The following is a 12837-nucleotide window of genomic DNA, read 5'->3' on the forward strand; positions in this document are numbered from 1 at the left end:
CGCGCTGGGCGCGACCAGCGCGCCGGCCGCGCCCAAAAAAACGCCGCCGCCCGCCGCCAGCGTCGCCAGCGCCAGCGCCGAGGCCGCACCGGCCGTCGCGCCGGCCGCCGAAGCCAGCGCTCCGGCGGTACCCGACGCGCCGCCGCCGGCCGACAGTCCCGGCCTGTTCGGCCGGGTCAAATCGTTCTTCGGCGGCGACGGCCAGGCCAGCAAGGTCAAGGATATCGACGAGGTGTTTTCGACGTCGGCCCGGGAATTCGATCCGACCTGCAAGTCCATGGTGGAACCGTTCGGCGTGACGGACAATGCCATGTCGCTCCTCAAGCTGAGCGCCAGAATCGGGCTCAACAACGCCGCGGTGAAGATCGGCGCTGGCGGCCAGGCCATGGACATGCGCGGCATGCTCAAGCTGGCCGGCAAGAACCTGAACTGGCTGCCGACCGACGCCGAGCGCATGCTGGGCGAGAAGGTGCACGGCGACATGGCCGACGAGCTGCTCGACGGCGACCGCAAGCCCAACCGCGTCCTGATCGCGCGCGCCCAGCTGCTGTTGCAGACGCTGGCCTTGCAGATCAAGGAAGAAACGCCGTATCAATTCCAGATCGACGTGCGCAAGGGCGCGGGCAACGCCATGGCGCTGCCGGGCGGCTACATCGTCATCGACCGCGACCTGGTGGCCGACGCCAAAAATGAAGACAAGGCGTATTTCGCGCTGGCCCACGAGCTCGCCCACGTGTTGCAGCGCCATGAAACGCGCGCCAACCAGGCCCGGCTCACCGACGCCATCGACAGCGTCGACGGCCTGCGCAAGCTGATGGAGGCCAGCAACCGCACGCCGGCCTCGCTGATGGCGTACTCGAACGACATCATGACGCGCTTCGTGGTCTTTTCCCGGGCCCAGGAAATGCAGGCCGACGCCTGCGCCGTGCGCCTGCTCGACGCCGCCTTCCCCGACAAGAAGCGTCTGCACCACATCATCCAGAGCTACCAGGCGAGCATGGGGCCGCCGGTCGCCGACGGCGCGGCGGGCGGCCAGCTGGACCTGTTTGTCGGCAATCTCGGCAAAATGGACAAGCTCGGCGAACAACATCCGAACTCGCTGGAACGGCGCGCCAACCTGGACAAGATGCTGGTCGAAGTAAGCGTGCCGGCCAAGGCCGCCGTCAGCGTCAAGGCCGCGCCCGTGGTGACGGTGCACTAGGCGCTAAGGCCGCCGCTCAAAAACCCGCCCGGCCGCCGCCGATTAAATGACAATCGACGGGCCGTGCCTCTGAAAGTCCGACCCCGCCAGGCTTGGAGGAGTGTGACTGACCACGCGAGGACAAACACATGAATGAGAAAGACGCAGTCGTAGCAGCCTATCAAACCATACGCAAGCAACAACCCTGGCATCATCCTATGTCGGATATATTCCACCATCGGGTTTTGCCGTTCGCGACATTGTCGCCGTGGTTGAACGATGGCGAATTCCAGGCGCTTACGAACACATCAAATCGAATACCCTGGTCGATATCTACCGCTGTTTTGAACTGTGGGATCCTGGCCAAACAGGCGGCCCGTATCGACGGCGATATTCTGGAAGTGGGCGTATGGCGCGGATTCGAATCACCGGCACAAGGATTTTCAATCTTGTATCGGGTGGGCGTGGATTCGATGGTAAGGTGGAACCGCATTACAATTTGACGCGCCAGACCAGGAGGACAACGCCATGGCGATATTGACAGTTACGGCGCGAGGTCAAGTGACCTTGAGAAAAGAGGTGCTCCAGCATCTGGGCATCAAGCCGGGCGACAAAATCGAACTCGACTTGCTGCCGAATGCCCAGGGATTGGTGAGAGCTGCCCTGCCTAGTGCAAGCATAGGCGGGTTTGTCGGTCTGCTGGCAGGGCGGACAAAGAAAGTGGCGACCGTGGAGGAAATGAACGAAGCATCTGCGCGGGGCTGGTCGGGCGGTGCATGAAGGTCACGGTCGATACCAACGTCCTGGTTCGCGCCGTGGTCCAGGACGACCCGGTGCAGGCGCTGCAAGCAAGCACCGTCTTGCTGGATGCGGCGTTGATCGCGGTGACGCTGCCGACGTTGTGCGAGTTGGTTTGGGTGTTGCGTAAGGTCTATGGCTTTCCGATTGAGGACGTGGCGCAGGCGATTCGGGCACTGGTGGACACGGCAAATGTCGAAATGAATCGACCTGCGGTGATGGCTGGGCTGGCGGTGTTGGGAGCCGGCGGTGATTTCGCCGACGGTGTGATCGCCTATGAGGGAAATTGGCTTGGTGGCGAGACCTTTGTTTCTTTTGATAAAAAAGCAGTCGTTCTGCTGGTGGCGCAAGGTCATCCGGCGCGCTTGTTGTAGGTAAGCAGGATAGGGGCTATGGCGCGTTGAAGCAGCAATGTCAAACGCTGGAAATAGACCCGACATAAGGATTGCTCAGCCTGGAAACAAAACAGCGCCGTCTTGAGTGCTGTAGCAAGTTGATTGTTGATGGCATCACACCGCTGGGAAGCGGCGTCATCTCAAAGGGTTGCTGGCAAGTTGCAGTTCCAAGGCAAGAAATCATCAACCCGGTTGACGGGATGATCGGCGATATGCGTCAGCACGTGACGCAACCAGGCTTCGGGTCGACACCGCTCAGCTTTGTCCTGCCTTCGCTCTTTGCGCAAGAGGCGTCGCCGGATGCGCAAGTGTTCAAACCGCTCCGCCGGACTGGTCGAGCTTGAGTTCTCTTCTGACGTAAGGCAGCAACCGTTCGCGCTGCGCGCCATCCTTGCTTTCGCTAAGCGAGATATACAGCGTCATCAGGAAGCTTCTCAGATTATGTCTATGTGCCATGGACTGCGGCAGCATCGCGTCATGCTCGGACGGCGTAATGGCAAGCGAGCTAAACCATTCATCCCATTCGGCCGCGCTGAAATCGGCGTGGCTGGCAAGGCCCAATACGGGCGCGGCCAGCCGCTCGCCCTCCGAGTACAGGAAGAACTGCGCAGGCGTGTGCGCGCCGGCCGCTGATAGCTGCGTCGCCACCGCCGACAAGATCAGTCGCTGGTCCTTCTTGCTGAGCGCGGGATTGAGCGCCAACTCCATCATCATGTCGGCCGCATGCGCCACAGCATGACGCCAGCCTTCCTTCAGGTCGTACCCCCGGTAGTCGCGTACATTACTCAGGTAGGCGGCGCCGGCCTGGACCAGCTCGGTGCGCTCGGCCGCGCTCATGAAGGGTTGCATACGATCGGCATTCGCCACTTCACCGAGCACGATTGCCGCGAAAGGCTGCGCCAATCCGGCCGCATCCGCTTGTTTCAAGCTGGCCAGCTGCGTCGTGCGCAAGCTGCGCAGGGTTGCCGGCTCCAGCTTTTGGGATCGCATCCAGGACTCCAGCGCCCCGAAGGCGATTTCGTCGCGCAGTACCGGATCCGGGTCGCCCAGACAATCAACCAGGCCAAGCGCCAGCGCTTGACGCCTGGCGTTGTCGGCCACTTCGTATCCCGCCGCGCTCAGTGCGACGAGTTGGGCGCGGGACATGCCCGCAGGCGGACAGGCGGCGGTGGCGATGGCGTGAGCGGCAAGTCCGCCAAGGAGGATCAAGAGTATGCGCATGAAGTGGCTTTCATCATCGACGCCGCCAGACCGTATCACGACCTGTTGGCGCCTGTTTAAGAATTTCAATCGTCGAGCCGCGGCGGCTACCGGCAGCGTTGGTTCAGAGTTGCCGCATCAGTAAGGCGATGAGCTCCGACAGCTTGACCAGATCGCGCTGGTCGATGATTTCCACCGATGAGTGCGAATAGCGGCCAGGCCATGACAGGCCGACGTCGATCGCGCCGCCTGCGCTGAACGCGAAGGAATCGACGCCGCCCTGGGTGACGCCGATTTGCAAGGGGATTTTGGCGGTCTGCGCCAGCTGGGTGATCCGGTCTATCGTCGCCGCCGGCGTCAGTATAAGATTGTCCATGCCGCGCAACACGGGGCCATGGCCGAGCGGCGCGTGGGCCAGATATTGAGGATCGTTCGGGGTGTCGGTCGACACAAAGGTGTCGATGGCAAACGCGTATTGCGGATGCAAGCGCTTGGCCATGGCCCGCGCGCCGGAATAGCCGTTTTCCTCGCCGACGCTGAACGCCACCGTGATCCGGTTCTTCAGCGTGGCCGGATCGACCATTTTCAAGGCCATCAGCAGGGCCGTGATGCCGGCCCGGTCGTCCATCGAGCGTCCGGTCGCGCGCGGCGCGGCCAATTCGACGAACTGCTTGCGCACACTGGCCGCCTGCCCCGCCGCCACGCCCAGCGCCTGCGTTTCGGCGGCAGAGTCGGTGCCAAAGTAAAGCAGCAAATTCGCCATGTCCGGCTGCGCGCCGGTCGCCGTGGCGTAGTGCGGGCGCGGCGCGATCACGGCCGGGACCTTGCCCTTGGCGGTATGCACCCATACCGGCTGCGCCTCATACAGCGATAAATACATGCCGCCCTGGTCGCGGATGGCGGCCATGCCATCGGCGCGCAGCCCGGTGACTTCGAAACCGGTTTCGTCGAGATGGGCGATGAACAGCAGTTCTTTGCCGCCTTGTCCAAAGCTGAGCGACAGATTGCCCTGCTCGTCCTCGACCGGCTGTGCCCAGGGCGGTAGCAGCTTGCGCACCACCTCGCGCACCGGTGCCTCGTGGCCAGAGACGCCATACGTTTCTATCAGTGGCTTCAGGATCGCAAACGGGCCGCTGGCGTTTTGTCCGATGCGGGGTGGCGGGGCAGGCAGCGGTTTGACGTCAGCGGAGCCATCTCCCATCGTCAATCCGGTCTCGGCGGCCAACTCGCGCGTCAGCGCGGTGATCTGCGCCACGTCGACTACTTCGACGGTGGTGCTTTCGAATAACGCCGGCACGCTTTTCCATACGATGGGCACATCGCTCCATTCGGCGGGAGCGGCTTTGGGGGCGGTCACGGCGGCGCCGATCACGAAGGCGCGCGCTGGATGGACGGCCTGCGCCAGGCGCGCCAGGCCGCGCTCATTGAACTGCGACTGCACCGTCCAGACCAGGGTTATCGTACCCGTCGGCGTCGGCTCGCCAGGCATGGCGCGAAGCAGCTCGACCAGGGCCTGCGCGCCTGCGCGCAACTGAGTATTGACACCGGCCACGCGGCCGTTGGCCAGTGACTGCGCACGTTCGCGCAGATTGACCGGGTCGAGCACGCGGATTCCCAATTGTGCCACCGCCGCCGCGTTGGCAGCGCCGACATCGACCCACAGATCGCCGATATCGCGGATACGCGCGACTTCCGCCGGGTTGAGCAAACGGCGCAAATGCAGCGACGGCGTGGCCGTCACGCCCGAAATTAGGCGACCGCTGGCACCGCGTACAAGTACCGGCTGCCCGACCATGAATTGATCGCGCAAGATATTGTTCGACGCGGAGCCGTGGCGATGCAGCCGCAAATAACCGTCATCGGTGATACGTGAAACGACGTAGCCGTTTTCATCCAGCGCGGCGATCAGCATTGTATGCGGTGCGCCATGGCCAAAGCTAACGCTCAGGTTGCCGATTGTATCGACTTGGGAGCGGGCCCAGGCGGGGAATTGTGCGCGCACCAGTTCGCGCACGTCCGTTTCATAACCGGAAACACCTTGCGTGTCCACCAAGCGGTGAAAGCGTTCTTGCAATACTTGGCAGGAGGCTGTTTGCGGTAACAGCAAGAACAGCCATATAAAAGCGGCAAGTCTTTTCATGATGTCTCCAGGACGGGTGTTGCAATCGAGAGAAGGTTGATATTTGCAATATTGCAATATATCACCTGCGAAATCGCTCGGGAAAAAATTCAGGCGGGATTTGCCGGGCGCCGGCCGTTTGGGGCAATACTTGGCCTATCCTGTTCCGGAGCAGATTGTCGGGATGCGGAAAGAGCACGGAAATGGACCGGAACCGAGGACTGCGAATCCCGGAGGCGGGGTTTGTCGAACTTGGCTATCCAGCGTTCATAGATTTCCTGCAGCGGCATCGGATTGAGGAAGTGCAACTTCTCGCGGCCGCGCCACCTGGTGGCCACCAGGTTCGCCGCCTCCAGCACGCCCAGGTGACGTATTGAACATCCATGCTCCATTTTTTCTTCTTGCTTATCTGATATTGCTGTAGATTATCTATTCCCAACGGCAAGGCTAAACCATGCACATCAAAGAACTGGCTACCGCGATAGCGATCTGCGCACTGACCCTGACAAACGCATCGGCAGCTACCGCCGCGAAAGACGCCGACCGCATCCGCGAAGTGCTTCCCGACACAGTCATTCCCCTCGATTACGACCTCACCGTCTCCCCCGACGCCGACGCCCTCACGTTCAAGGGCCGGGTCGTCATCACCATCGATGTCCGCCAAGCCACCTCGAAAATCGAATTGAACGCCGCCGGCCTGGTCTTCGACCACGCTTCGGTCGACGGCGGCGGCGACGCCGCCGTCAAAGCCGACGAAAAACTCGAGCGTACCGGCCTCGCTTTCAGCGCCCCCGTCAAGGCCGGCAAGCATCGCCTCACGATCGACTACCATGGCAAAATTGGCCGCGCCACGCTCGGCTTTTTCGCCATGGACTACAGCACGCCGGACGGCCCGCGCCGCACTCTGGCGACGAACTTCGAGCCGGCCGCCGCCCGCCAGTTCCTGCCGTGCTGGGATGAGCCGGGCCGCAAGGCCAGCTTCACCGTCGCGGTCGACGCGCCCAAGGACCGCATGGCGTTGTCGAACATGCCGGTGGCTGAAGTGACGCGGCTGTCGGCCACCATGCAGCGCGTGCGTTTTGCGAAGAGCCCCAGGATGTCGACCTATCTGCTGTTTGTCGGCATCGGCGATTACGAGCGCGTCGGCAAACAGGTCGATGGCGTCGATGTCGGCGTCGTCGTCAAGCGTGGCGACCTCGCCAAGGCCGACTATGCGCTGCAGGAGGCGGTCGCGCTGCTGCACTATTACAACGGCTATTTCGGCGTGTCCTATCCGCTGCCCAAGCTGGACCTGATCGCGGCGCCGGGGGCCATCGCCGGCGGCTCGATGGAAAACTGGGGCGCGATTTTCTATTCGCAAAATCATCTGTTGTTCGATCCGAAGACCTCGACCGAACCCGATCGCCGCTTGGTATTCGAGGCGGTCAGTCACGAAATGGCGCACCAGTGGTTTGGCGACCTGGTCACGATGGCCTGGTGGAGCGACTTGTGGCTCAACGAAGGCTTCGCCCGCTGGATGCAGACGGCGGCGGCCGACGACCTGCATCCCGACTGGCAAACCGGCCTGCAGGCGAGCGCCATCTTCGAGGCTGGCAAGCAGGCCGACTCGGTGGCGTCGACCCATCCCGTGGTGCAGCAAGTCGATACGGCGGAACAGGCCGCACAGTCGTTCGACTCGATCACCTACGACAAGGGAGCGGCCTTCATTACCATGATGAATACCTACATCGGCCGCGACAGGTTCCGCGTAGGCGTACGCCGCTATATGCGCGCCCACGCCTACGGCAATACGGTCGACACCGATCTATGGAGCATCATGCAGCGGACCACCGGCCTGCCCGTGCTCGACATCGAGCATGACTTCACGCGCCAGGAAGGCGTGCCGCTGGTGCGCGTGGAGACGGCAGCCGGCGGCGTGCAACTGCGGCAGTCGCGCTTTGCGCTCGATCCCGCGACCATCGCCGCGCTGCCGCCGCAACTGTGGCGCCTGCCTTTGCAGATAGCCGATGAGGGGCGCCAGCAGCGCGGCGTCCTGCTGCACGGCGGCGCCAGGATCGCCTCCGGCCCCGCACCCCTGGTCAACGCGGGGCAGATGGCGTATGCACGCGTGCTCTACGATGCGGCCGGCTTCGATGCGCTGACCGCGCGTCTGGGCACGTTGTCCGCCGTCGACCAGCTCGGGCTGATCAACGACAGCCTGGCGCTGGGCATCGCCGGCGACGCGCCCCTCAGTAATCCCCTGAAGCTGGTCTCGGCGCTGCCGGCGGCCTCCAATCCCATCGTCTGGCAACGCGCGCTCGCGGTGCTCAGCGAGATCGATGAAGATTACGCCGACCTGGCGGCGCGCGCCAAATTCCGCCGCTACGGGCTCGCATTATTGACGCCCTTGTCTGCGCGCCTGGGGCCGGACGCCGTCCCGGGCGAGGACGCCAATCTCGACATTCTGCGCGGCAGATTGGTCCAGACCTTGAGCACGCTGGGCGACGCCGGCGTGATCGCCGACGCGCGCCGCAGAGTCGCCGACGGCAGCGGCACGGTGGCGCAGCAGCACAGCGCCTTGATGATCGCCGCCGCGCAGTCGGACCAGGCGCTGTTCGACACGCTGCTGGCGCGGGCCGCCAAGTCCGCCGATCCGCAGGAAAAGCAGCGCATCTACTCCGCCTTGGCCGGCGTGACCGATCCCGATCTGGCGCGCCGCATGGTCGGCATCGCCCTTGGCGACCAGGCGCCCGCCGGCACGGGGGCGTCGCTGATCTCCCGACTGAGCCGCGCCAACCCCGATGTCGTGTGGGATGCGTTCGCACCCAAGCTGGAGGATCCGAACTTGCCGATGCCGCCGACCACGCGCTGGGACTTGGCGATCTACGTCGCCAGCGCCTCCTCCTCGACGGCCCGCATCGCCGATTTGCAAGCCTATCAGGTGCGCAATGTGCCCGTCGAGGCGCGCAAGCCCTTCCTGGCCGCCACCGCCGCAATCCGGCAGAACCAGCACATCGCGCGCGCTCTGCTGCCGGAAGTCGATCGTTGGATCAGCGCCACCGCGCCATAGAGGTTCTTCCTGCGTGCCGCAGATTCCATGAAATTAGACGAGCTAATCCTTTATGCAGGTCGGCCGTTCATTTCTTGCGCGGGATCACGGCGCTTCGACGGTGCGGCTGTTCGTTCCCACGAATTCGGCCAGCGAACCCGTGAACTTCTGCATCGACCCCGGGTGCACATACATCATGTGGCCCGCTTCAAAGTAGTCGACGGTGATGTTCTTGCGCAGTTCCGGCGTCAGGTCGAGGTGGTCGACCACATATTCCACCGTGCCATACGGGCAGGCCAAGTCGAAGTAGCCGGTCGAAATCAGGACTTTCATCTTCGGATTCAGCTTCATCGCCCAGGCCAGGTCCACCGTTGTATTCGGATGCACGACCTTGTCGCTGGCGTCCGGCTGCGCATGGCGGTTGTCCCAATCCTTGCTGAAGTCGCCGCTGAAGACATATTCGCGCTCCGATTCGACCTTCAGTTCACGCCGGTAGTAATCGTTGAAGGTGGCGACGATGGCCGGGGCGACGGCCGATGCGTAGGCATCGTATTTCATCGACTCGGCCATGGGGCTCAATATGCCGCCCTTGTAGCGGCTGTCGATGCGGCCCAGCACCTGGCCGGTTTCACGCATCATCTCCTGCAGGAAGTGCCCTTCGTCGATGCGCAGGTTGGCGCGGCGCCAGTAGGCCTGGTCGAGGCCGGTATAGCGGGCCAGCCCCTCCAGCACTTTCTGGCGTTCAGCCGGGGTGGCGCGGCTGCCCTTGTTCAGCACCGGCGCATACTCGTCGCGCGCGAAGGCTTCGACTTCGCGCAGGAAGGGTTGCAACGCTGGTGGGCGGTCGGCAAGCGTCTTGTGATACCAGGCCGTGGCCGCGTAGGTCGACAGGAAGTTGACGTAGGCCGCGTCGATCTGGGAGGTGGTGTCGCCGGCGGCATAGTCCAGGTAGGGCGACACCAGGATGATGCCGTTCAGCGCAACGTTATTTCTGGTCAGCAGGTCAAACGCGACGCCGGCGGTGCGCATGCCGCCATAGCTTTCGCCCAGCACGAACTTAGGCGCGGACCAGCGGCTCATCTGGCTTAGGTATTTGACGATGAAGTCGGAGACCGACTTGATGTCCTGGTCGACGCCCCAGAAGTCCTTTCCCTCGCTTTTCCCGATGGGGCGGGAATAGCCGGTCCCGACCGGGTCAATCAGCACCAGGTCGGCCTGGCCAAGCAGGCTCAACTCGTTGTTGACGGTCAGGAAGGGGCCGTGGGTATTGGCCTCGAGGTCTTTCAGCACCGTGCGTTTCGGCCCCAGGATGCCCATGTGCAGCCAGGCCGACGAAGTTCCCGGACCGCCGTTGTAGGCAAACACGATGGGACGCGTGCGCTGATCCTCTTCCTTGCCATCCTTGACGTAGGCGGTGAAGCCGAACAAGGCGATGGGCTCATCCTTGTCGTTCTTGATCTGCATGGTGCCGGCGGTGGCGGTATAGGCCAGAGGCTTGCCGCCTATCGTCATCTGATGCTTGGTTACCCACACCTTGGCGTCGGGCGCCGGCTTCTCGTCGGCCTTGCCGGCGGCGGCGGCGGCCGGCGCAGCGGCTGGCTCGGCAGCCGAGCAAATCAACGACGCGCAAGCCAGCGCTGCCGCTCCCAAACAACAAAACAGTTTCATGTGCATACCATCAGGAAAGAATAAGCTGGTCATCCTGACACAAAATGTCCTTGCTGTCAGCAGCGCTTGTAAACTGATATCAGCGCCGGTAAGGCTGGCTGAACGCGTTATGAGAAGGTGGGCACAATTGTTGCCAGAAAGCGGACGAGCAAAGTCGGTTTGGCGAGGCCGCAAGTTGGACCTCGCGGCGGACGCCAGTTTGATCCGCAACGACGCAGTGGGCGTAGTGAGGCGAGCGAGGAGATTTGCTGGCGTGTGGGCAGGACCGGAAATGGACCGGACACGAGGACTCTGGATTCCAGAAACGACAACGCCAACCTGCATGGGTTGGCGTTTCGTTTGACACTGTTCTTGGTGGCCCGGGGCGGAATCGAACCACCGACACAAGGATTTTCAATCCTAGGTTTTTTAATCACGAGAAATAATTCAATCTAACCTTGCTTAATATTTCTCTGTTTTCCCCTATGAGACACGAGGATTTGTTATCATTGTAACTCATCAGTTTTCACGCTAACAATCCTACCTATAGGCTACCTTTTACAGGTAGGAAAAGGTAGCCACTCTCTCCTTGGGTACTCATGGCACGTAAGAAGCAAGGCCTCACCGTATCAACCATTGACACCAAATGCACCGGGGAGGAGGGCAAGAAGGTTCTGTACCGTCACGGTGCTGATGGCTTGGGGCTGTCGGTTGATCGTCGCTACGAGGGTGTGCGTAAGGCGTTTTTCTTTGAAGGTAAGATGCACGGTCAGACCATTCGACGGGTCATCGGTGAGTGGCCGACTTGGACTGTGGAGAGCGCCTGCAAGGCGGCGCGTGAGCTGCGTGTGATGCTTGACAGCGGCGTGGACCCTCGCGAGCAGGATCGCAAGGCCAAGGAGCAGGCAGTTGAGCAGGCGCAGACACGGAAGGCACAGCAGGCTACCTTGCGTGATGCTTGGTCGTCGTATCTTTCTGCGAGGGCGGCATCCAGTAAGCCACTGTCTCCTCTTACGATTCGCGACTACGAAGGCCATCTGCGCCGCTCTTTTGCAGATTGGGCGGACGAGAAACTCACTGCCATCACCGAAGACGCCGCGCTTGCTAAGCACAAGACCCTTATAGGCAAGAGTGGCCCTGCACAAGCTAATCAGGCAATGCGCTCTCTGCGGGCGGTGCTCAATGCCGCCAAGAAGAATCCAGCATTTGCCGCGTCGATTGGCGACAATCCGATCCGTAAGTTAACCGAAGAAAAAGCGTGGGCTGAGGTTCGCCCCAATAAGGTAACGCTGCGAAGGGATCAACTGAAAGCGTGGTGGGCGGCCACGGAGTTTGTGGAGAATCCAGTGGCAAAGGCGTATTTGCGCTTCCTGCTTTTGGCGGGATGCCGCCGTGAAGAAGCGTTGAGTTTGCGCTGGGCCGACGTCGATTTTCGCTGGCATTCGGTTACGTTCCGCGACACAAAGACCGGCGGGGATCGTGTTATCCCTTTGACTCGATACGCCTCGCGATTGCTGAGCAGCCTACCGAAGAGGAATGACTGGGTCTTCTCCAGCGAGCAGAGCGCTGATGGGCGCATGCGTGAGCCTGCGAAATACATTAAGGCCATCGCTGCCAAAACTGGCATCTGGATTTCGTCGCACGGATTGCGTAAGAGCTTCGCGACGCTGTCTGAATGGATCGAGATTCCGTCGGGCGTCATCAGGCAGATCACTGGTCACGTTGCTGGCAACGACGCGCATGAGGCGCATTATCGCCACCGTCCATTGGACATGCTGGCTATGCACGCGCAAAAGTTTGAAGAGTGGATTTTGACAGAAGGAGGCGTAGTGCCAGATGCAGTCCCTGAAAGCGGTCTGCGACTGGTAAGCGGTATATGAAATTGAAACAGACGCCTCAGCAATGGAAGGCAGAGAATCAAGCTATCAAGGAAGTGATAAGGAAGGAAGTTTCAAAAATCCCCATAGAAGATAAATTGGGTACGGATTGCGATGAGCTTCTTCTTGAGTGGGTTTGGCATGCATGTGCTTGCGCGAAGACATATGACAAAAAAACCGATGTGTACCGCCTTAAACGTATGAAGGATACGGAGGAACTGTCGCAAGGAAGGCGTGCGATCACGAACGCAGCCAAGGCGTTGCTCAAAGGGTTGAAAATGAATCCCAAGTTGGCCTCGGGTTCGAGCGTTCGAGCGTTCTTCTCTCTTCGCGATCAAGGGATTACTTTTTTGGCTCGGAAAGATGGTACTGCGATGCCCCCGGAGGAGTTACTCTCAACTGCTTTAACAGAGTTGATCGAAGGAGTGAAGCATCCCGCACTTAGCCTGCGCAACGGAAATTTCTTACACGAGACTTGTCACGGTTGTTTAGGATATCCAGACCCAATTAGAAGTTCTCGCCTTCCTGATGCTGATTTTATGTTGCTGTTTGCAGTAGTCTTGTATATCCGTTTACGGTCCTTGGGCGGCAGG

General features: G+C 61.3%; 10 protein-coding genes and 2 pseudogenes. 7 read left to right on the forward strand and 5 right to left on the reverse strand.

Annotation, left to right across the window (positions count from 1 at the left end):
* The 4 genes from Q0S71_RS06975 to Q0S71_RS06990 all read left to right on the forward strand — a co-directional run.
* Nucleotides 1-1201: M48 family metalloprotease (locus Q0S71_RS06975; protein ID WP_295993355.1), on the forward strand; the 1201-nt coding region annotated here is incomplete at its 5' end.
* Between the two features lie 128 nt (nucleotides 1202-1329).
* On the forward strand, nucleotides 1330-1683 hold the full coding sequence (locus Q0S71_RS06980) for a hypothetical protein (protein WP_295993357.1): 354 nt from the start codon (nucleotides 1330-1332) through the stop codon (nucleotides 1681-1683).
* A gap of 25 nt (nucleotides 1684-1708) precedes the next feature.
* A complete protein-coding gene (locus Q0S71_RS06985; RefSeq protein ID WP_295993358.1) occupies nucleotides 1709-1960 on the forward strand; it encodes an AbrB/MazE/SpoVT family DNA-binding domain-containing protein in 252 nt (83 codons plus the stop codon).
* Nucleotides 1957-2352 (forward strand): type II toxin-antitoxin system VapC family toxin, encoded by a 396-nt coding sequence (locus Q0S71_RS06990; protein ID WP_295993360.1) that lies wholly within the window; start codon nucleotides 1957-1959, stop codon nucleotides 2350-2352. Before Q0S71_RS06985 ends, Q0S71_RS06990 begins: the two co-directional genes overlap by 4 nt.
* A 161-nt stretch (nucleotides 2353-2513) precedes the next feature.
* Here Q0S71_RS06990 and Q0S71_RS06995 read toward each other — a convergent pair.
* The 4 genes and pseudogenes from Q0S71_RS06995 to Q0S71_RS07010 form a co-directional block, all read right to left on the reverse strand.
* Nucleotides 2514-2618 (reverse strand): annotated as a pseudogene (locus Q0S71_RS06995) (transposase domain-containing protein); the annotation flags it as partial.
* A 67-nt stretch (nucleotides 2619-2685) separates the two neighbouring features.
* On the reverse strand, nucleotides 2686-3594 hold the full coding sequence (locus Q0S71_RS07000; protein WP_295993363.1) for a DUF2785 domain-containing protein: 909 nt from the start codon (nucleotides 3592-3594) through the stop codon (nucleotides 2686-2688).
* 103 nt (nucleotides 3595-3697) lie between these two features.
* The gene (locus Q0S71_RS07005; RefSeq protein ID WP_295993365.1) at nucleotides 3698-5713 is read right to left on the reverse strand and encodes a M20/M25/M40 family metallo-hydrolase; all 2016 of its coding nucleotides are present in this window, start codon (nucleotides 5711-5713) and stop codon (nucleotides 3698-3700) included.
* Nucleotides 5714-5802: 89 nt separating this feature from the next.
* Nucleotides 5803-6063: pseudogene (locus tag Q0S71_RS07010) on the reverse strand (hypothetical protein); the annotation flags it as partial.
* 83 nt (nucleotides 6064-6146) lie between these two features.
* Here Q0S71_RS07010 and Q0S71_RS07015 point away from each other — a divergent pair.
* A complete protein-coding gene (locus tag Q0S71_RS07015) occupies nucleotides 6147-8741 on the forward strand; it encodes a M1 family metallopeptidase (protein ID WP_295993368.1) in 2595 nt (864 codons plus the stop codon).
* An 84-nt stretch (nucleotides 8742-8825) separates the two neighbouring features.
* Here the strand turns inward: Q0S71_RS07015 and Q0S71_RS07020 are convergent, their stop codons facing one another.
* Nucleotides 8826-10340, reverse strand: a complete 1515-nt coding sequence (locus tag Q0S71_RS07020) for a hypothetical protein (RefSeq protein ID WP_295993371.1) — start codon at nucleotides 10338-10340, stop codon at nucleotides 8826-8828.
* 626 nt (nucleotides 10341-10966) lie between these two features.
* On the opposite strand from Q0S71_RS07020, the gene Q0S71_RS07025 reads away from it, so the two are divergent.
* Together Q0S71_RS07025 and Q0S71_RS07030 are read left to right on the forward strand one after the other, a co-directional pair.
* On the forward strand, nucleotides 10967-12247 hold the full coding sequence (locus Q0S71_RS07025) for a tyrosine-type recombinase/integrase (RefSeq protein WP_295993377.1): 1281 nt from the start codon (nucleotides 10967-10969) through the stop codon (nucleotides 12245-12247).
* Nucleotides 12244-12837 (forward strand): hypothetical protein (locus Q0S71_RS07030; protein WP_295993379.1); only part of this gene is annotated, 594 nt, incomplete at its 3' end. The genes Q0S71_RS07025 and Q0S71_RS07030, both read left to right, overlap by 4 nt.

Source organism: Rugamonas sp., assembly GCF_025354735.1.
In the GTDB taxonomy this organism is placed as follows: Bacteria; Pseudomonadota; Gammaproteobacteria; order Burkholderiales; family Burkholderiaceae_D; genus Rugamonas.

Excerpts from the sequence above, each read along its gene's own strand:
- Q0S71_RS06980 (WP_295993357.1), top strand. The coding sequence starts at position 1,330 with ATGAATGAGAAAGACGCAGTCGTAGCAGCCTATCAAACCATACGCAAG.
- Q0S71_RS06985 (WP_295993358.1), top strand. The coding sequence starts at position 1,709 with ATGGCGATATTGACAGTTACGGCGCGAGGTCAAGTGACCTTGAGAAAA.
- Q0S71_RS06990 (WP_295993360.1), top strand. The coding sequence starts at position 1,957 with ATGAAGGTCACGGTCGATACCAACGTCCTGGTTCGCGCCGTGGTCCAG.
- Q0S71_RS07000 (WP_295993363.1), bottom strand. The coding sequence starts at position 3,594 with ATGCGCATACTCTTGATCCTCCTTGGCGGACTTGCCGCTCACGCCATC.
- Q0S71_RS07005 (WP_295993365.1), bottom strand. The coding sequence starts at position 5,713 with ATGAAAAGACTTGCCGCTTTTATATGGCTGTTCTTGCTGTTACCGCAA.
- Q0S71_RS07015 (WP_295993368.1), top strand. The coding sequence starts at position 6,147 with ATGCACATCAAAGAACTGGCTACCGCGATAGCGATCTGCGCACTGACC.
- Q0S71_RS07025 (WP_295993377.1), top strand. The coding sequence starts at position 10,967 with ATGGCACGTAAGAAGCAAGGCCTCACCGTATCAACCATTGACACCAAA.